This window comes from Aquabacterium commune (assembly GCF_004362855.1).
Lineage (GTDB): Bacteria > Pseudomonadota > Gammaproteobacteria > Burkholderiales > Burkholderiaceae_C > Aquabacterium > Aquabacterium commune.
In genome coordinates this window covers 187,365-205,285 of record NZ_SNXW01000003.1, presented here as the reverse complement: position 1 = coordinate 205,285, position 17,921 = coordinate 187,365, and the positions used below count along the sequence as shown (strand labels likewise).

Below are 17,921 nucleotides of genomic sequence, written 5' to 3'. Positions count from 1 at the left end.
GCGGCTGGTTCAGGGGGTCACTTCATCAACAGGTTGGGCAGCCACAGCGACAGCGGCGGGTAGTAGGTGACCAGCACCAGGAAGCCCAGCATGGTCAGCAGCCACGGCCACACAGCCACCGTCAGCTCGGTGATGCCCATTTTGGTGATGCCAGAAGCGACGTACAGGTTCAGGCCGACCGGCGGGTGGCACATCCCCACCTCCATGTTCACCACGATCAGGATGCCAAAGTGCACCGGGTCAATGCCCAGCTTCATGGCCACCGGGAACAGGATGGGCGCCATGATCAGCACGATGGACGAGGGCTCCATGAAGTTGCCGGCCACCAGCAGCAGGATGTTGACCACCAGCAGGAAAGCGATCGGACCCAAGCCCATGCCCACCAGCCAGTCGGCCAGTGTCTGCGGGATGTTCTCGTTGGCCAGCACGAAGCTGAACAGCACCGCGTTGGTGATGATGTAGAGCAGCATCGCGCTCATGTTGGCCGACGCCAGCAGCACGCGCGGCACGTCTTTCAGGCTCATGTCCTTATAGACGAACACGGCGATGATGAAGGCGTACACGGCGGCCATGGCCGCGGCTTCGGTCGGGGTGAAGAAGCCGGTGTAGATGCCGCCCATCACGATGACGATCAGCAGCAAGCCCCAGCCCGATTCGCGCAGCGCCTTCATGCGCTCGGCGAAGGTGGCTTTGGGCAGGCGCGGGTAGCCGAACTTGCGTGCGCGCCACCAGGAGGTCAGACCCAGCAGGAAGGCCAGCATGGCGCCGGGCACGACGCCTGCCATGAACAGGGCGCCCACCGAGGTGTTGGTGGAGACCGAGTACATCACCATCACGATGGACGGCGGGATCAGGATGCCGAGTGCGCCCGAGGTCGTGATGATGCCGGCGCCGAACTGCTTGGGAAAGCCCGCCTTGACCATCGCCGGCAGCAGGATGGAGCCGATGGCCACCACCGTGGCGGGCGAGGAGCCCGACACCGCGGCGAACAGCGCGCACGCCAACACACCCGCCAGGCCCAGGCCACCGTGATGGTGGCCGACCATGCTGGTGGCGAAGTTGATCATGCGCTTGGCCACACCGCCGTGGGTGAGGAAGTTGCCCGCCAGGATGAAGAACGGGATCGCCATGATCTCGAACTTCTCGATGCCGGTGAACAGCTTGAGCGCCACCGACTCCACGGGCACGTTGGTGAACCCGAAGATGAAGGTCAGGACGGTCAGGCCCAGCGAGATGGAGATCGGCATGCCGGTCAGCATGAGGACCAGCAGCAGGGTGAAAATGATGATGCCACTCATGGATGTCTCCTTCAGGCCTTGGCTTGTTCGAGTTCTTCGTCGAGGCCGTCCACGTGACCGTGGTCGTGATGGGGCAGCTCACCGGTGCGCATGAAGTTCCACGCCACTTGGAGGAAGCGCAAGCACATCAGCGACGAGCCCAGCGGGATGGCGCAGTAGATGATCCAGGTCGGCCACTCCAGGTCGGGCGTGGTCGGGCCTTCGATCAGGTCCGTCATGTCCAGGCCGAGGGCGTTGTGGAAAGCCCAGTTGGCACCGTTGTGCCAGACGAAGCCCGCACCCATGGTGGCGACCGCGCCGGTGAACAGGGCGCCCGCCAGCAAGCCAAACAGCACGAATTTTTTGCGGTTGTGGGGCGCCAGCTGGTTGATGAGCACGTCCACACCCACGTGGATGCCGGTGCGCACGCCATAGGCGGCACCGAACTTGGCCATCCACACGAACAGGTAGATGGTGGCTTCCTGGGCCCAGGCGAAGTCCAGGCTGATGAGCCAGTCCTGCAGGGGCGACTGCACGCCCACTGCGTAGCGGTGCATGACCGACGCGAAAATGATGAGGGTGGCGGCGCCCATGAAGGACGCGATGATCCACTCCTCCAGGTGATCGAGCCATTTCATGGCGCTCTCCTTGGATGAGGTTGAGAAGGTGTGGGGGGCGGGCCCGGCAGCGTTCTCGCTCAGGCCCGCGGGGTGATCACCGATGGATCACCCTTGGATCACAGCTTGGCCGGATCGAAGTTCGTGACCTTGTAGATCTCGTCCAGCGTTTCCTGGCCGATGCGCGAGGCCATTTGCTTGTGCACCGGCACCATGGCCTTCTTCAGCAGGAAGCGCTCCGCGAGGGAAGGCTTGTAAACCGCGGTTTTGCCCCAGGTGCGGACCTTTTCCAGGGCTTCTTCGTTGTCCTTCTTGGCCACGTCGTTGGCCACCACGGTGGCTTCGGCCATGGCCTTGCCCAGGGCGGTGCGGACATCGGCGGGCAGGCCGTCCCAGAACTTCTTGTTCACCACCACCGCGTAGCCCAGGTAGCCGTGGTTGGTCATGGTGACGTTCTTCTGCACCTCGTGCATCTTCTGGGTGTAGAGGTTGGACGGCGGGTTCTCGGTGCCGTCCACCACGCCGGTCTGCAGGGCCTGGTAGGTCTCGGAGAAGGCCAGCACCTGTGGCAGGGCGCCGACCGAGCGCATCTGCGCGTCCAGCACCTTGGAGGACTGGATGCGCATCTTCAGGCCCTTGTAGTCCTCGACGGCCCTGAGCGGCTTGTTGGCCGACATCACCTTGAAGCCGTTGTCCCAGAAGGCCAGGCCCGTGATGCCGCGCGACTCCAGCTTCTTGAGCATCTTGGCGCCGACGGGGCCTTGCGTGACGGCGTGCAGGTCGCTGTAGTCGTCGAAGATGAAGGGCAGGTCGAAGGCTTCGAATTCCTTCACGCCCAGGGGCGCGAACTTCGACAGCGAGGGCGCCAGCATCTGGACCGAGCCCAGTTGCAGCGCTTCCATCTCTTCCTTGTCTTTGTAGAGCTGGCTGTTCGGATAGACCTCGACCTTGACCTTGCCCTTGGTCAGCTCGCCGGCGCGCTTGGCGAAGAACTCGGCGGCCTTGCCCTTGGGCGTGTCGATGGCCACCACGTGGCTGAACTTGATGACGATGGGGCTCTGCGCGAAGGCCGCAGGCAGCAGGGCCAGGGTGGCGGCCGCGGCGGCCGTCAGGGTCAGCAAGCTGCGGCGAACGGAACGGGGGCTCAGGCTGTACGACATGGGGCGATCTCCGTGTGGGGTGATGTGAACGATTGTTTCTGTGGCCCCAGCGGGCGGCCATTGTGGGGATCCACATTCCGCGCCTGCGGGTGTGCCGGAATGCGGCTTGCGGCCTACACTGCCGGCGCTTTGGCTGCGCGTAAACCCTTGTCTGTCGTTCATCCCCATCCGCTGGCGCTTGCCGTTACGCTTGACGCCGTGAACCCCCGCGTCAGTGCCCCCCCTCGTCCGGCCCTTTCGGTGCCGCCGCGTCCGCGCCTGCGGCTGTTTGGCTCCCGCTTTGGCACGCTGACCTCTTTGTGGGCCTGGCCGCTGGTGCTGTCCCTGGTCGTGGTCCTGGGCGTGATGGCCTGGCTGCGCGCCCAGGAGCTCAACGACCTCGACACCCAGCGCGCCGCGATGATTTCCGACGCCCTGTCGCTCGAAGCCCAGATCACCGGCCGCCTGGACGGCGAGCTGACCCAGTTGCGCCGCCTGGCCGAGGCCATCGACGCCGGCAGGGTGACGCCCGCACAGTTCAACGGCCACCCCTTCGTGCTCGACGGCCTGCGCCGCTTCTGGGTCAGCGTGACCTGGTTGGGCGAGGCCGGCCGCATCATGGGCCACGTGCCTGACGACAGCATCCCCGCCAACGACCTGTCCCGGCGCATCGGTGACGAGGGTGGGCTGGCCGGGCACCTGTCGGCCTCGTTGAACGGCCATGGCGAACATGCCGCCGGCTTGCTGGTGGCGCGCTACTCGGCTGCCGCGTTGCTGCGCCAGAAGGTGCCCTGGTGGCTGGCCAGCAAGTACGACATCCGCCTGGTCGATGTGTCCGACACGGTGATCGCGGCCACGGTGGACGGCCCGCGCGACCCACGCCAGGCCTGGTACCGCGTCAGCCTGGGCGCGACCTTGCCCAATGCCTGGCTGGAGCTGTCGGCGCGCGACCGCGTCACGCCCTGGTGGCGCACCTTGCCGATGGCCCTGATGGGCGGCTTCCTGTGCCTGATCGGCCTGGCCTCGGTCATGCTGCGCAAGCAAATGCGCAGCGTCACGCGGGCCGAAGAGGCCTGGCGCACCGAAGCGGCCTGGCGCACCGCGATGGAAGACTCCCTGGCCGTGGGCATCCGCGCCCGCGACCTCGAAGGCCGCCTCGTCTATGTCAACAAGACCATGGCCGACATGGTGGGGCGCCAGCCGGAAGAACTGGTCGGCCTGCTGCCCCCCATGCCCTACTGGGTGCCCGAGGAGATGGACCAGAGCATGACGCGCCACCTGCGCAACATGGCCGGTCAGGCCCCGCGCGGGGGGTACGAGTCGCGCTGGCAGCATGCCGATGGGCGCATCGTCGAGGTGATGGTCTATGAAGCGCCACTGGTGGACGCCCAGGGCGTGCAGATCGGCTGGATGGCCTCGGTGGTGAACATCACCGAGCGCAAGCACCTCGAAGAGCGCGAGCGCCGCCAGATGGAGGCCATGGCCCACCACGCGCGCCTGACCATGCTGGGCGAGGTGGCCTCGACCCTGGCGCACGAACTCAACCAGCCGCTGTCGGCCATCACCAGCTACAACGCGGGCATCCTCAACGCCTTGTCGGGCCGCAGCGACGTGCCCGAGCCCATCCTCAAGGCCCTGCAGCGCCAGGGTGAGCAGGCCGGGGCAGCGGCCCGCATCGTCAAGCGCATCCGCGATTTCCTGACGCGGCGCGAGCCCCAGCGCGAGCTGTGCGACCTGCACGCCGTGATCGCGTCTGCACTCAGCCTGCTCAAGCGCGACATCGAGCGCCACCAGGTCGAGATCGTCCACGTGACCGACGACCACCTGCCGCCCGTGGTGGCCGATGCCGTGCTCATCGAGCAGGTGGTGGCCAACCTCGTGCGCAATGCCTGCGATGCGCTCTCGCACCAGCCTCAGCCGCGGCGCGTGCGCATCTCGGTGGCACCGGGTGGGCCGGGTGGGTCGGTCGGGCCGGGCACGGTGCGCGTGGAGGTGGCCGACAACGGGCCGGGCCTGGGCGGGCAGAGTGCGGCCAGCCTGTGCGAGCCTTTTTTCACGACCAAGAGCGAAGGCATGGGCATGGGCCTGGCGATTTGCCGCTCCATCGTCGAGTTGCATTACGGTGCGCTGGAGGCCCACGATGCGCCCGAGGGCGGCGCGGTGTTTTCGTTCACCCTGCCGACGCGCAGGGAGGGCGATGAAGCCTGCGATGACACAAGAGAGGAATTGGCATGACGACGGTCTATCTGGTGGACGACGAGGCCGTGGTGCGCGACGCGCTGGCCTTCCTGCTGGGCTCGCGCGGGCTGCTGGTGCAGACCTACGACAGCGGCCAGGCCCTGCTGGACGCGCTGGCGCACCAGCGCCAGCAGCTGCGCCGCCCGGTGCGCGGCGTGTTCGTGCTGGACGTGCGCATGCCGCAGATGTCCGGGCTGCAGTTGCACGAGGCGCTGATCGAACTCGGCCTGCGCAACCCGGTGCTGTTCCTGAGCGGCCACGGCGACATCCCCATGGTGGTCGAGGCGCTCAAGAAAGGCGCTTTCGACTTCCTGGAAAAGCCTTACAGCGACAACACCCTGGCGGACCGCATCGCGCAGGCGCTGGCCGTGGAAGCCGCCTCGGTGGCCGACAACGCCGCCGCCCTGGAACGCCAGGCCCGCCTGGACAGCCTGAGCGAGCGCGAACGCGAGGTCATGCAGCGCGTGGCCGCGGGCAAGCTCAACAAGGTGATCGGCGACGAGCTGCACATCGCCGTGCGGACGGTGGAGGTGCACCGCGCACGGGTGTTCGCCAAGCTGGGCGTGAAGTCGGCGGCGGAACTGGCGGGCTGGCTGGCCGGGGGCTAGCGCTCAGTCGCTGACCCGCCCGCGCAGGGTTTTGACCTCGCTGCGCTGGCGCTTGCCCTCGACGCGGCGACGCTGCGAAGCGCGCGTCGGTTTGGTGGCGCGGCGCTCGGGCGGCACGCTGGCCACGCTGTCGATGAGTTCCTGCAGGCGGGCCAAGGCCTCGCTGCGGTTCATGTCCTGGCTGCGGTGCGTTTGCGCCTTCAGCACCACCACGCCCAGAGCGGTGATGCGGCGGTCGCTCAGGCAGAGCAAGCGCGCCTTGATGTCCTCGGGCAAAGAGGAAGCGCTGATGTCGAAGCGCAGGTGGATGGCGCTGGACACCTTGTTGACGTTCTGACCCCCGGCGCCCTGGGCACGCACGGCGGTGATCTCGACCTCGTCTTCGCGGAGGGTGGGGCTGAAAGGGGCGGTGGCCATGGTGCGCGCATTGTGCATGGCATGGCCGGGCGCGGCCTTCGGTCGGACAGTGGCAGCGTTGGCACTCGGAGTGCGAAGCGCCGCACACGCCGAGTCATCTTTTGCGTCACCGAGTGCCATCGACGGCACTTGCAGCGGCAAGGCTGTCGCGAAAAGCGCGGACGCTGCCACTTTCAGCGCCGACCTTGTCGCAAAAAGTGCGGACGATGGCACTGCGCGATGTGTCGGGATGAGATCGCGCGTGCCATGCGCGGCGCTTTTTGCGCCGAGCGCCGCAGTTTGAGCGGCACGCATGGCACTTTGGGTGCGGAAGGTCGCGGTTTGTGTGCGGAGGGCCGCGGTTTGGGAGGGGTGCCGAGCAGTGCTGTGCAGTGGGTTAGCATGCGCCGCTACCTCCATGCACCGGCGCCAACCGCCCCCTGATGAAAACACCTCCCAGACTGCAGTCCCTTGTCGAAGAGGGTTTGATCGACACCGTCGTGCGCCAACTCATGAGCGGCAAGGAGGCCATGGTGTACGTGGTCAGGCGTGGCGAGCAAACGCTGTGCGCCAAGATCTACAAAGAGGCGACCAACCGCAGCTTCCGCCAGGCGGTGGACTACACCGAGAACCGCAAAACCAAGAACACGCGCCAAGCCCGGGCCATGGCCAAGGGCACCCGCTTTGGGCGGCAGGCGCAGGAAGCGGCATGGCAAAGCGCCGAAGTCGATGCCCTGTACCGACTGGCCGCAGCCGGTGTGCGCGTGCCCCAGCCCTACAACTTCCTCGATGGCGTCTTGCTGATGGAGCTGGTGGCCGATGCCGAAGGCGACGCCGCGCCACGCCTCAACGACGTGGCCTTCACGCCCGAAGAAGCGCGCGCCCACCACGCGACCCTGCTGACCGAAGTGGTTCGCATGCTGTGTGCCGGGGTGGTGCACGGCGACCTGTCTGAATTCAACATCCTGCTGGCGCAAGACGGCCCGGTCATCATCGACCTGCCGCAGGCCGTGGACGCGGCTGGCAACAACCACGCCAAGCGCATGCTGCTGCGCGACGTGGGCAACCTGCGCGACTTCTTCGGCGCCTTCGCCCCCGACCTGCTGGGCACCGACCACGGGCCCGAGATCTGGGCGCTGTACGAGCAAGGCGCCCTGACGCCCGACACCGTGCTGACGGGCCAGTTCAAACACGCCGAGGGGCCGGTGGACCTGGGTGCGGTGATACGCGAGATCGACGATGCGCAAGAGGAAGAAGCCCAGCGGCGCTTGCGGATGCAGGAGTGAAGGGGCGGCCAGGTCATGAGGCTCAGCACCGCAAGCTGGGCAGGGTGATCGGTTCAGGCTGGTTGCAGCCATCGCGCCACACGACGGTCACTCGAAGTCCTGTCCCTTCGTCCCTGTCTGCCAGGGACACACGAGCTCCCAGCAGCCGGGCCGCTTCGTTCACGATTGTCAGTCCCAAGCCCGAGCCGGGGCCGGCCCCTTGACCTCGGAAAAATCGCTCAAAGGCGCGTGCGCGCACCTCGGACGGCATGCCCGGGCCGTTGTCTTGCACTTCGATGCGTAACTCACCATCCTGACGCGTGAGCCGCAGTTCCACCTGAGCGCCTGGTGGACAGTGGTTGAGGGCATTGCGCAAGAGGTTGTCGATGATGGAGTGGATGGCCGGTACGAGCACCGTGGCCTGACACTGTTCCGGTGACAGCAGGGCCATCTCGATGCCGCGGGCATCGGCCATTGGCGTCAGGTCGATCAGGTGCTGGCGGCACAGCGCCACCAGGTCAATGGGCTCGGTGGCCCGCGGTGCACCGGGGGACTCCAGCCCGGCCAAGGTCAGCAACTGCTCCACCAGATGCGATGTGCGTTGCACGCCGCGAGCGATGCCCTCTCGGGCCACCTCTGCAGCAGCGCCGTCGGACGTGGTGGCCAGGGCATGGGCATGGGCTGCGACCACCGCCAGCGGGGTGCGCAGCTCGTGCGCGGTGTTGTGCGTCAACGTGCGCTCGTGATCCAGATGCTGGCGCGCGCGCGCCAGCAGGCCATCGATGGCGCCCACGATGGGCTGAAGTTCGGCATACCGCAGATCGAGCTGCAAGGGCGTCAGTGTGGCGGCATCCCGCTGAGCCAGGGCCGTGACCAATCGGCGCAGGGGCGCAAGCCCGGTTCGAACAGCCCACCACAGTGGCAGCCCCAGCAGGGGAATGGCCACCAGGACAGAGGGCAGCAGTCCACCGCTGAGCCAGCGCAGCAAGAGGCTGTCCTCCACCACCGGCTCAAGAAGGATGACGCGCCAGCGAGCGGTTTCGTGCAGGCAGGGCCAGTAGTCGCGCCCCCGTACCTGTAAGACTTTCTGCCTCGCCTGCTGCAGCGTCAGCGGCGGCTGTTCCTTCAGTGCTGCGGCAGCGTAGACCTGCGCCCCTTCGTGGGTCTGGAGCTCGAAGGCCAGGTCTTCGATGTCGGGCAAACCGGCAGCACGCCGCGATCGATTGAATTGAAGCTCGGTGGCGCGCACGATGGCTGCGGCGACGGATTCATCCACATCGGCCAGCGCCTCGCCCAAGGCCTCGGCCGCAGAGCGTTGGGCCACACGATCGGAAATGCCAGATCTGAACGCCAGGTAGTCCAGGCCCACCAGCACGGCAGAGACCAGCACCACCGCCAGCAGCAGCACGCGCACCAGCCGTCCTTGCAGCGACGCTTGCCTGCTCATGGCCTGAGCTGGTAGCCCACGCCGCGCACGGTGCGGATGCGCTCGGCGCCGATCTTGCGGCGCAAGTTGGACAGGTGCACTTCCACGGTGGCCGCATCCACCGGCTCACCCAGTGGTTCCAGCAAATGTCCTAGCACCTGCTTGGGCACCACCGCACCGATGTCCTTGGCCAGGGCCAGCAGCAGCTGGAATTCGCGTGCCGACAAGGCCAGCAGTTCGCCCTTCAGCCAGGCCTGGTGCGAGCGCGGCGACACCGTCATCTCGCCCAGCTCCCACAGCTCGCTGGCTTGTTGCCGATGGCGGCGGTGCACGGCCCTCACGCGCGACAGCAACTCCGGTATCTCGAAGGGCTTGACGAGGTAGTCATCGGCACCATCGTCCAGGCCTTCGAGCCGATCCGTCAGCGCGGACCGTGCGGTGATGACGATCACCGGCGTCCTGATGCGCTTCTTTCGCCAGTGCCGCAACAGGTCCAGCCCTTCCTGACCGGCCAGGGCGCGATCCAGCAGCACCAGATCCACCTCGGGCGAGAGCGCGGCACGGGCATCGGCGGCGCGGCGCACCCATTGCGCGCTCATGCCATCTGCCTTCAAGGCGGCCAACAGCGCGGGGCCAAGATCAAGGTCGTCTTCCACCAGAAGGATGTGCATGAAATTGACTATAGCGCCCCAACCTTTGGGAAAGCCAAAGCTTGCCGACGCGATACTGTGGGCCATTTGTGCGGCAAGAAAAGCCCACAGTCTTGCGCCTGAAACTTCAACACTCGACCCTCATGCATCCCCATCTTGCACCATCGCATGCGCGTTGCCGTTGGATGGCGGCGCTTGTCGGCACGCTCCTGTTGACCGCTTGCGCGCAGGTTCCGCGCCAGGGCTACACGTCGGCATCTTCCGGCGCCATGGCGTACGCACTGGATGGCCCGCAGAAGATGCCTGTCGTCGTGCTGCAAAGCGGCCTGGGCGACGGCCGCCAGACCTGGCGCACTGTCTGGCCCGAGCTGACCGCACGTCACCGCGTCTTCGCGTTGGATCGTCCTGGCTATGGCGACAGCGCTTCGACATCGGCGCCACGAGACCCCTGTCACGCCGCGCGTGAATTGCACGCCGCACTTCGCGATGCCGATGTTCCGCCGCCATACCTGCTGGTGGGCCATTCCTTGGGTGGCCTGTACCAGGTCGCCTTCGCAAGGCTGTACCCGCAAGAGACCGCTGGACTGCTGCTGCTGGACCCCACCCATCCCGAGCACTGGGCCACGCTGCAGCGCGATGCGCCAAAGACGGCCGCGCTGCTGAGCGGCCTGCGCAGCACGGTCTTCACGTCCACCATGCGCGCCGAGTTCGACGCCCAGGCGCAATGCCTCGACGCGTTGCCGCCATGGCCATCCACGGTGCCTGCCAGGCTGGTGTTTTCGGGCCGCTTCGGCCCGCTGGAGACCGACGAGTACCAACGGACCCTGGCTCGGCTGCGTCTGGACTGGCAGCAACGCCTGGGGGCGCCCGCAGAGACCGTATCGACATCAGGGCACTACCTCCATCGAGATGCGCCCGAGCGTGTGGTGCAGGCGCTCGACCATCTGTTGGACGCAGCAGCCATGCCGCCTCGTCGGTGACGCGCAGAGGGCGGCGAACACGCGGACTTTGGCTTCTCTTTGGGTGCCGCCTCGCACAGTGCCAGGCATCGCAACTTCAAGATTCCAGCATGTCCAAGCACCCCATCGATTCAACTTTGAGCCGCCGTTCGGTACTGCAACTGTTCCTGTCTGCCGGATTGGGCCTGAGCCTGGCAGCGTGCGGTGGTGGATCGGATGAGCCTGAACAGGATCAGGCTGCGGCCCCGCTCAGAACTCAGGCCGATGCCGCCGTCGATTCGGGCTTGGTTGGGGTAGCGCTGGGCCAGGTGACCGACAAGTCCTTCACCGTGGCAGTGGCGGGCAAGCGGCGCCTTGGCGAGGGCGCCCCGGTGGCCCCGCAGGACCGCTTCGCCATCGGCTCGAACACCAAGGCCATGACCTGCGCCGCCATCGTGGCGCTGGCCGATCTCGGGGGCCCAGCCCTTTCACTGACGTTGCCGCAAGCCTTCACAGAATGGGCTGGCGACATCCACCCCGACCTTGCTCAGGTGACTCTGGCCGACTTGCTGCACCACCGCGGCGGCTTGCCGGCGTTCAATGGCAGCGGCCCGGAAGAGGACGCCTTCATCGCAGCTGTTCAGGCCGACCCCCGCCCCTTGCCCGAGACCATGGAAGGTCGTCGCGCTTACTTCGCCCGCTGGCTGCTGGCCCAGCCGCCCGTTGAAGGCATCGTGCCAGGACGAGACTTCCACTACTCGAACGCCGGCTACGTGCTGGCCGCCGCCATCGTCGAGGCGCACACGGGCAAAGCCTTCGAAACCCTGTTCGACGAAGTGCTCGCACAGCCGCTGGCACTGCAAGGTGCCTGGCGTTCGCCTGTGCCCAGTCCCACTGACCTGCTGTGGGGGCACGAGGGTGCGGCCGGTGCCTTGGCTGTGGTCGAGGCCACCGAAGAGGACATTGCCACCAAGGACTGGCTGGACATCATGGCGCCAGACGGTCACTGGGCCTGTACCGGCGCGGCCTACGCGCAGTGGTTGCGCTGGCATGTGCTGGCGCTGCGTGGGCAGCTCACGCCGCTGCCGCAGACCTATGTGAACGACCTGCGCACGGTGTCTGATGGCCACTACACATGGGGCTGGGAAGCCACGGCCACGCCCGGGCGCAAGTTGCTGACCCACACAGGCCACGTGCCCGGCTTCATGGCCGAGGTGGTGGTGGACAGGGCAGGTGAGTTCGCCGCATTCGGTCTGAGCAACACAGGCTACGTCGCCGAAGACGGCACCAGTTGGGTCTTGAAACGCATCGACCAAGCAATGGCCGAGGTGTTGAAGCGGCAGTCGATTGCGCTTTGATCGCTCGGCGTCAGTGGGTGGGCGCCGAACAAGTCATCAAGCGTCAAAGTGTGCAATCAGCGCGGTTTTGCCGGCGGATGGCATGTGCTGAAATGCGTCCCATGGTTTGTCTGCTTTCTCGCTGGTCGAACGACCTGATCAGGCTGGGAGCAGCCGGTTACCACTCGTCGACCTAGTCACGATAAGAGCGCTGGGTCTGATGCCGATCAGCAGTCATTCACCAGGGCCGGCGATCGACCCGATGCCGACATCCACTGATCTCATCCGCCTGCCTTGAACCTGCCGCCCGGACGGCCCATGGACGATTCGGCGGCGGTCCCGGATACTCTGTTCGAGTCTAGGTCTATGGCTCGCTGGACTTCTGATGTTCAGCCTTGTGGGCCGAGTCTCCAACGAATGCAGTTCCTTCGAGCACACTGACAGAACGGTTGGGTGGATCCTGGGGGGATGTCAAACTAAGCGAAGTTGATCCTTCTTGGCATTCAATTGCAATGCCAAATCGTTGCACCTGTCCGCCGCGACTGCGATGTCATCAATCGGGCGCTCGTTCTTGATCAACAGCAACAGATCATTCCTCAAGTTGCTGAGTGTCAATGCTGCGGTTCCAAGTTCGATCGCCTTTGTGGCCTCTGCTCCCGAGTAGCGTTTAGACATTGCATCCAGTGCTGCATTTAGTACGGCTATCGCCGCTGTCACAATTCCACCAATTCGGCCGATGTCTTCCTTGCCCAGGCCGATTGCGCCCAGAGTTCCCACCCCGCCGAGGCCCGCGATTAGGGCGACTGCCAGCTTGGAGGACGACAGCGATGCAGTCCGCGCAATTGTTCTCTCACTAAGCGCCCGCGCTTCGGCCACGATCTGCTCCGACAGAGCCAGGGAAAACATCGCACGATCGACTTGGTGCTTCCTGTCTTCGTCGTCGGGCCCCGCATGCGGTCCGCGTGCAATTTCAGGCCCGAATTCGGGAAACCTCGCGATGAGTGCTGCAAGGGCTGGCCTATTCAGGTGGCCCAAAAGAGTTGCAAGCTCATTAAAGAGAACTCTGCGTGACATTGCCAAATCCTAGCATCCACCAAAGAATTTGCAGGGCAGATAGACGAAGATGAAGCCCACAATTGAGGCCCGCCCGTCAGAGGTCTTCTTGTATATCGGCGCGCGGATAGTTCGGGCAGTGCCCTCGGCTACGCTTCGCAGAAAGTTGTTCGAGATCCACACGTTCAGCGTTTCATCCGAAAGTCTTTCGGTGAACTCTTTCAGTGACGCAGATGAGTTGATGGCATCCAGGACCTTCGGGGCAACTTCACGAGGATGCAGGGAGTTGAGAGTGCCTGAAACTATGTAGTCACGAATGAAGCTCTTGTCTGCCATCGAGTGAAAGTGGTCGGCGGTATAGCAGCCGACAAAAAAGACGGGGCGATCTGCAGCAATCGCAATTCGCGTGAGCTCGTCAAACGAGATGTGTTCACCCCCTGGTCGTTCAACCCGGAAACCAGAGTTCTCTGTGTGTCCTACCACTATTACAGGTGAACCGGGGTCTCCCGAGTTGATCAGCGACTCAATGGCTCTCAGTGCGTCGCCTTTCAGTTCAAGCGGACTTCGAATGTTTGAGGAGCGCGGCAGCGACGAAAACTTGTCAGAGGTTTGGGAGTCGCTGAACAGCGAAACTAGCTGCGCCTTTCCTTTATTGAATGGAACACTGCCTAGCCTGGCCCATCCGTCTAAGTCAGGTGGGACTCCAGTCTTGACGCAGCAATCATTGAGTTTTGCAGCCCAACGAGGTGGTGGACTAGGGCGATCGATGCGATCAATAGAGTAGACAAGTGACTTGTCTTTCAAGTACAGGTCAGCATGTGCAAAGGAGTTTGTCGGAATTATAAAAGATTGATCTTCTTTGCTGAATAGAGCTGAAAACTCGGGCAGCGCGGGATCGCGGTCGAAAACCAACTTGAGTCGCGTGGACTCAAGAATTGTGTCAGTGCCTAACAACGTTTTTAGGGCAACGGACATCTGTGATGCATCAGCTACCTGCTCGTGAGGCAGCACCAGCACAGGTGCATCTGCAGCACCACCTTGAAGGAAATTGGTCGTAATGGCCACGCCTTTGTCGAACACCCTCAAGAGGACAAATGCCTCTCCCAGGCTCGCCGTTGGTCGGCCGAAGCTATTTGTGGCTGCCTGCCAAAAGGCAGCACGTTTCGAGCCTTCAGGATTGAACCGCGAGACCGGTGGGCCACCTGGACTGCGGACTCCGCTGAACGCCTCGTCCTTCAGTTGGCTTGTTGGTGCACGATAGATGTCCCGCTCGATCGATGTAACGGGCCTTGTTGGTGGCCGATAGGGCCTTCCTCGTTGAGCTGCGACGTCAAGGCTCTGTCCCAGCAAAACAAACAACAAGAGGACCAGCGACCACGTTTTGCCTCTGGAGGCATAACGGTACCGCGTGCGAAGTCGAGTGTTCACGCTTGCCTCCTCTCTCGTCTTGGCGCCGATATGTAGATTACGGTGTTATAGCAGCATTGAGATCTAAGGGCCTCATCAAGAGGGAGGATGGATGTTACAAATCTTTGTGCCCGTCGCCGAGTGCGGAGATTAGTTGTGCTGGAAGCCAACGTTTATGCGCTTCTTCAAAGCCGCCCATTGCGAACGTCAGTTCCTGGCCGGGTCGAGCCCGTCAGCTCTCCGGATTGCTCGCCTTAAACCGGCCGGACAGGACGTGCCCCCTGAGCGACTGCTCTAGGGTGATGAAGTTAGCCGGGGCGGCACCCGCATCCGGCCAGAAGCTGCCATTGGCGAACGACCGCTACAACACGTCAAAGCAGCGCTTCACGCCAAAACCGCAACGGCGTAGCTTCACTCGAAGCACGCTCCTCGTTGACGATTTGTTCCAATGCTGCAAGCAGAACTCTGGCATGCGCCCGCTGGCCCAGCAGACTCAGGGACTTCAGCATGCGTGTCAGCCGCAAGTCGTTGTGGGTATGCCTGCACGCCCAGTTTCGGCTGCGTACATCCCACTGATCCGTCTTCTCAATCACACCTGATGCGTTCAAGCGCAAACCGTAAAAGCGCAGCATGCGGTGCATCGCTCGCTCAACCCCGACTCTCACACGTTCGTCATTCCCAAGTATTTCGAATTCGGACAGGCTCGCCATCGGCGCATGGTGGCTAAAGGCACTGGGCTCAGCCAGGGGAAACCACCACTGAACAAAATCGTGTGTGCTTTCCAGCATCGCATCATCCCAGCCAAGAGCCTCATCCAATGTGCGTTGCCGGTGATCCGTGCCCCCATAGCCCAGATAGTTCCGAATGGATTCCATCGATTGCGTCATGGATGGGTCTCCACTACGTTTTGTTGGCCACGAGTTCCAGCGCCTTGCGGACACCGCTTGGCGCCACATCTGGAGGCGCACTTTTTTCTCGCTGGAAAACTACGATGGTGATTTTTTTGCGCTGCTGCCGGTCGGGTCCATACCGGATGGCTTCCGCAAGCGCCAGCACCAGTCCCCCGAGCGCCAGTTGCGGATCGATTCCGCCATGCCCGGCCCCGAGCACCGGCATCACCACTTCGTTGATGCGATGGTCCGCCAGCAACTCGAAAAGCTCCCGCACACCATCGAACACATAGGACATCCTTGCGGCCAGCCCTCGCCCGGCTCGCTGCGTTGTCGTGGAAACCAACACAATGGCGGCGGCCCTCTGCGACGGATCCTCGACAAGGATAGCTCGGCCTGGGCCATAGCTTTCACCCGACTCATCCATCGTCTTTTGCTGCGTTGTCCCGGGACCGAACCTTGTCTGACAATGTTGCTTGACCGCATCCGAGAAATCGGATGTCGCGCCAGCGCAATGCTTGCTGATGTATACGCCTAACGCGGTCCTGGTATCGCTGGTGCAGCGATCTTCAAAGTACTCATTGCAGGGCAGCACCAATGCTGCGGAACCAAGCGGGTACTCTTCGATTCGTCCCGCAACGATGGTGATTTCACTGGCTCCCACGCTGGCCCGGTGGCTTCCCGCACATTCCCAGACACTGTCGGCGGTGCTCTGCTGCTTCGCGAGATTTTCAATGAAGCTGCATAGTGCGCGGTGCTGGAGTGCCTGAGTGTCCATCGGCTTGGCGATGGAGAAGTGATCCGACAAGGGCACCTTGAGTGAATTGCCGAAATAGGCGATGCCGCTGAATGGGGGCACGACCTGCTTGAACCAATGGAAGCGCTTGAGGACCACGAACTGGTCTTCCACCAGTTCTCGGCCTTGAATCACCAACTTGCCGCGTGCGAGCACATTGCGGAAGTCACTGTTCAGATCATTGAGCCAGGCATTGCTTTGGCAAAACTCCAGCGCCTGACCTTGCGTATGCCCCATGAATTTTGCGAGGGGACTCAGCCAGTTTGCATAGGGCGAGCCCAAGGAAGGTGATGCAATGAGAAAAAGCCCCAGCTCTACGCCTCGCTCCACCAATTCATCGCAACACTGGACGACGTAGCGCCGAACAACAATTCCCCCCATGCTGTGAGCAACGAAGACAATCTTGCGCGCCCGATTGACACCATCGAGGTGCAGGCATTCCTTCAGAGAATCGACAATGTCGCCAAGGTCGTAGGAGCCGCTGAAGACGCCGGTGTGGTATGTGAATGTATAGATGCCCATGTTCCCGAAGGCATCATGATTGGCGAGCATGCCTGGCCAGTAAGCGCCATTCGGATGACGCCAACAAGTTTCACCATCGGACAAAATACCATGCACGAACACCACGGCAATCGGCGATGCCGTCTCGCCCATTTCACGGATCCATTGCCCTTTCACTGTGTTTCCCTCATTTCACAAGTTAGCCAGCTTTCAGAATGCACGACTGAGCAATGTTGGAAACAGTTGCCCGGCACGTCCCCTCACATTCCAAGTGCAGATGCTGTCCAGTTCGCTTGGAGCTGAATTGATCTGAATGATTTTTCGACCTGAACTCCGCGCCACTTCGGGGAGATGGGCTACGGGATAGACCACACCCGAAGTACCCAACACGATCAGCAGGTCACATGACCTGGCCGATTCCATTGCGCTACTGAGGATATGCGCAGGCAGCGCCTCGTTGAACCACACGACGCCCGGCCGGACCAGGCCCCCGCATGCCTGACACTTTGGAGGCGACAAGCGCCGTCCAGCGTGAGGCTCCTCAGGAATGCCATCCGGTAGCGTGAATGGATTCCCGCATTCGAAACAACGCGGATGAAGAAGGCTGCCGTGGAGGTGCTGAACATCGGTGCTTCCGGCTCGCTCATGCAGATCATCGACGTTTTGGGTGAACAGAGACAGGTGCGACACCCGATCGGCCAACGCGGAAATGGCCAGGTGGACAGCATTGGGCTGCGCCGCAAGGACCTTCATGCGCCGCCATTCATACCAGCCCCACACCAAGGCAGGATCGCGCTGGAATGCCTCGGGCGTCGCGAGCCTCTCTGCATCGAAATGCTGCCAAAGGCCTGTCAAAGCATCGCGAAATGTCGGAATGCCGCTTTCAGCGGAGACACCTGCACCAGTCAGCACGGTTTTTTTTTTCGCTTCTCGCAGCGCTGTAACCATCTTGGGTTGGAAATCAGCAGAGGTCATCGCACGTCTTTGAAACTTGCTCCAGAGATTGAACCCAGTGTAAAGAGATTCTTTGCCTTTTGTGGTCGGCGAGATGCTGTACGTTTGGGCGTCTTCAGATGTTCACAGCGACAGATGGTTCGGAAGCATGTTTTGGCCGTCTTCGCCCGCCTACAGAGCAAACGACAGCTTTGGGGAGATTGGTCGGGTGCTATCGATGGCTGGAGTGGGTCGATCGCCGGCGCTCTCGAATGACCGCTGCGCGGCTTCCAACGCGGCGACCAAGCTACGGCGCGACCGTACAGGGTTGACCGGCCGCTCACGCTGCAAACCAGTCACCCGATTCAACGCATTCCCCGCCCACCCCAGCCCAAGCTCACCCACCAACCCAACCCGCTCACCACCCCGCCCCCGATTTGCCGGACAATC

16 protein-coding genes are annotated in these 17,921 nt (G+C 63.3%); 5 read left to right on the top strand and 11 right to left on the bottom strand.

What is annotated here, in order from left to right:
- Positions 1 to 17: 17 nt before the first annotated feature.
- From EV672_RS07115 to EV672_RS07105, 3 genes are all read right to left on the bottom strand, one after another.
- Complete coding sequence (locus EV672_RS07115; protein ID WP_133607721.1) at positions 18 to 1,298, bottom strand: TRAP transporter large permease; 1,281 nt, start codon at positions 1,296 to 1,298, stop codon at positions 18 to 20.
- Positions 1,299 to 1,309: 11 nt separating this feature from the next.
- The gene (locus EV672_RS07110) at positions 1,310 to 1,915 is read right to left on the bottom strand and encodes a TRAP transporter small permease (RefSeq protein WP_133607719.1); all 606 of its coding nucleotides are present in this window, start codon (positions 1,913 to 1,915) and stop codon (positions 1,310 to 1,312) included.
- 98 nt (positions 1,916 to 2,013) lie between these two features.
- Positions 2,014 to 3,054 carry a TRAP transporter substrate-binding protein gene (locus EV672_RS07105; protein ID WP_133607717.1) on the bottom strand — a complete coding sequence of 347 codons (1,041 nt, stop codon included), beginning with the start codon at positions 3,052 to 3,054 and terminating at the stop codon, positions 2,014 to 2,016.
- Positions 3,055 to 3,294: 240 nt separating this feature from the next.
- Here EV672_RS07105 and EV672_RS07100 point away from each other — a divergent pair, with 240 nt between their 5' ends.
- Together EV672_RS07100 and EV672_RS07095 are read left to right on the top strand one after the other, a co-directional pair.
- Entirely contained in the window at positions 3,295 to 5,268 is a 1,974-nt protein-coding gene (locus tag EV672_RS07100) for a sensor histidine kinase (RefSeq protein ID WP_166643491.1), read from the top strand.
- Positions 5,265 to 5,879, top strand: coding sequence for a response regulator transcription factor (locus EV672_RS07095; protein ID WP_133607713.1), 615 nt, complete (start codon positions 5,265 to 5,267; stop codon positions 5,877 to 5,879). The genes EV672_RS07100 and EV672_RS07095 overlap by 4 nt, the downstream gene beginning before the upstream one ends.
- A gap of 3 nt (positions 5,880 to 5,882) precedes the next feature.
- Here the strand turns inward: EV672_RS07095 and arfB are convergent, their stop codons facing one another.
- A complete protein-coding gene (arfB, locus tag EV672_RS07090; RefSeq protein WP_133607712.1) occupies positions 5,883 to 6,296 on the bottom strand; it encodes an alternative ribosome rescue aminoacyl-tRNA hydrolase ArfB in 414 nt (137 codons plus the stop codon).
- Positions 6,297 to 6,718: 422 nt separating this feature from the next.
- Between arfB and EV672_RS07085 the strand changes: the two genes are divergently transcribed.
- Positions 6,719 to 7,561, top strand: coding sequence for a PA4780 family RIO1-like protein kinase (locus EV672_RS07085; protein ID WP_133607710.1), 843 nt, complete (start codon positions 6,719 to 6,721; stop codon positions 7,559 to 7,561).
- Between the two features lie 22 nt (positions 7,562 to 7,583).
- Here EV672_RS07085 and EV672_RS07080 read toward each other — a convergent pair whose 3' ends face one another.
- Both EV672_RS07080 and EV672_RS07075 read right to left on the bottom strand, forming a co-directional pair.
- Entirely contained in the window at positions 7,584 to 8,987 is a 1,404-nt protein-coding gene (locus EV672_RS07080) for an ATP-binding protein (RefSeq protein ID WP_133607708.1), read from the bottom strand.
- A complete protein-coding gene (locus EV672_RS07075; protein ID WP_133607706.1) occupies positions 8,984 to 9,637 on the bottom strand; it encodes a response regulator in 654 nt (217 codons plus the stop codon). The genes EV672_RS07080 and EV672_RS07075 overlap by 4 nt, the downstream gene beginning before the upstream one ends.
- Before the next feature lie 248 nt (positions 9,638 to 9,885).
- Between EV672_RS07075 and EV672_RS07070 the strand changes: the two genes are divergently transcribed.
- Positions 9,886 to 10,596, top strand: a complete 711-nt coding sequence (locus tag EV672_RS07070; protein WP_166643490.1) for an alpha/beta fold hydrolase — start codon at positions 9,886 to 9,888, stop codon at positions 10,594 to 10,596.
- Between the two features lie 89 nt (positions 10,597 to 10,685).
- Positions 10,686 to 11,912: a serine hydrolase domain-containing protein gene (locus EV672_RS07065; RefSeq protein WP_133607702.1), complete on the top strand. Its 1,227-nt coding sequence runs from the start codon at positions 10,686 to 10,688 to the stop codon at positions 11,910 to 11,912.
- A gap of 450 nt (positions 11,913 to 12,362) precedes the next feature.
- Here the strand turns inward: EV672_RS07065 and EV672_RS07060 are convergent, their stop codons facing one another.
- The 5 genes from EV672_RS07060 to EV672_RS07040 all read right to left on the bottom strand — a co-directional run bounded on the left by EV672_RS07060 (position 12,363) and on the right by EV672_RS07040 (position 17,513).
- Positions 12,363 to 12,965 carry a hypothetical protein gene (locus EV672_RS07060; protein ID WP_133607700.1) on the bottom strand — a complete coding sequence of 201 codons (603 nt, stop codon included), beginning with the start codon at positions 12,963 to 12,965 and terminating at the stop codon, positions 12,363 to 12,365.
- Between the two features lie 9 nt (positions 12,966 to 12,974).
- Positions 12,975 to 14,372 (bottom strand): hypothetical protein, encoded by a 1,398-nt coding sequence (locus EV672_RS07055; protein ID WP_133607698.1) that lies wholly within the window; start codon positions 14,370 to 14,372, stop codon positions 12,975 to 12,977.
- Between the two features lie 350 nt (positions 14,373 to 14,722).
- Positions 14,723 to 15,238, bottom strand: a complete 516-nt coding sequence (locus EV672_RS07050; RefSeq protein WP_166643489.1) for an opioid growth factor receptor-related protein — start codon at positions 15,236 to 15,238, stop codon at positions 14,723 to 14,725.
- Positions 15,239 to 15,251: 13 nt separating this feature from the next.
- On the bottom strand, positions 15,252 to 16,691 hold the full coding sequence (locus EV672_RS07045) for an alpha/beta fold hydrolase (RefSeq protein WP_133607694.1): 1,440 nt from the start codon (positions 16,689 to 16,691) through the stop codon (positions 15,252 to 15,254).
- Positions 16,692 to 16,748: 57 nt separating this feature from the next.
- Entirely contained in the window at positions 16,749 to 17,513 is a 765-nt protein-coding gene (locus tag EV672_RS07040) for an SIR2 family NAD-dependent protein deacylase (RefSeq protein ID WP_133607692.1), read from the bottom strand.
- Between the last annotated feature and the right edge of the window lie 408 nt (positions 17,514 to 17,921).

Coding starts and splice junctions, on each gene's coding strand:
- EV672_RS07060 (WP_133607700.1), bottom strand. CDS start 12,965: ATGTCACGCAGAGTTCTCTTTAATGAGCTTGCAACTCTTTTGGGCCAC.
- EV672_RS07050 (WP_166643489.1), bottom strand. CDS start 15,238: ATGACGCAATCGATGGAATCCATTCGGAACTATCTGGGCTATGGGGGC.
- EV672_RS07080 (WP_133607708.1), bottom strand. CDS start 8,987: ATGAGCAGGCAAGCGTCGCTGCAAGGACGGCTGGTGCGCGTGCTGCTG.
- EV672_RS07095 (WP_133607713.1), top strand. CDS start 5,265: ATGACGACGGTCTATCTGGTGGACGACGAGGCCGTGGTGCGCGACGCG.
- EV672_RS07070 (WP_166643490.1), top strand. CDS start 9,886: ATGGCGTACGCACTGGATGGCCCGCAGAAGATGCCTGTCGTCGTGCTG.
- EV672_RS07110 (WP_133607719.1), bottom strand. CDS start 1,915: ATGAAATGGCTCGATCACCTGGAGGAGTGGATCATCGCGTCCTTCATG.
- EV672_RS07075 (WP_133607706.1), bottom strand. CDS start 9,637: ATGCACATCCTTCTGGTGGAAGACGACCTTGATCTTGGCCCCGCGCTG.
- EV672_RS07065 (WP_133607702.1), top strand. CDS start 10,686: ATGTCCAAGCACCCCATCGATTCAACTTTGAGCCGCCGTTCGGTACTG.
- EV672_RS07040 (WP_133607692.1), bottom strand. CDS start 17,513: ATGACCTCTGCTGATTTCCAACCCAAGATGGTTACAGCGCTGCGAGAA.
- arfB (WP_133607712.1), bottom strand. CDS start 6,296: ATGGCCACCGCCCCTTTCAGCCCCACCCTCCGCGAAGACGAGGTCGAG.
- EV672_RS07115 (WP_133607721.1), bottom strand. CDS start 1,298: ATGAGTGGCATCATCATTTTCACCCTGCTGCTGGTCCTCATGCTGACC.
- EV672_RS07085 (WP_133607710.1), top strand. CDS start 6,719: ATGAAAACACCTCCCAGACTGCAGTCCCTTGTCGAAGAGGGTTTGATC.
- EV672_RS07105 (WP_133607717.1), bottom strand. CDS start 3,054: ATGTCGTACAGCCTGAGCCCCCGTTCCGTTCGCCGCAGCTTGCTGACC.
- EV672_RS07045 (WP_133607694.1), bottom strand. CDS start 16,691: ATGGGCGAGACGGCATCGCCGATTGCCGTGGTGTTCGTGCATGGTATT.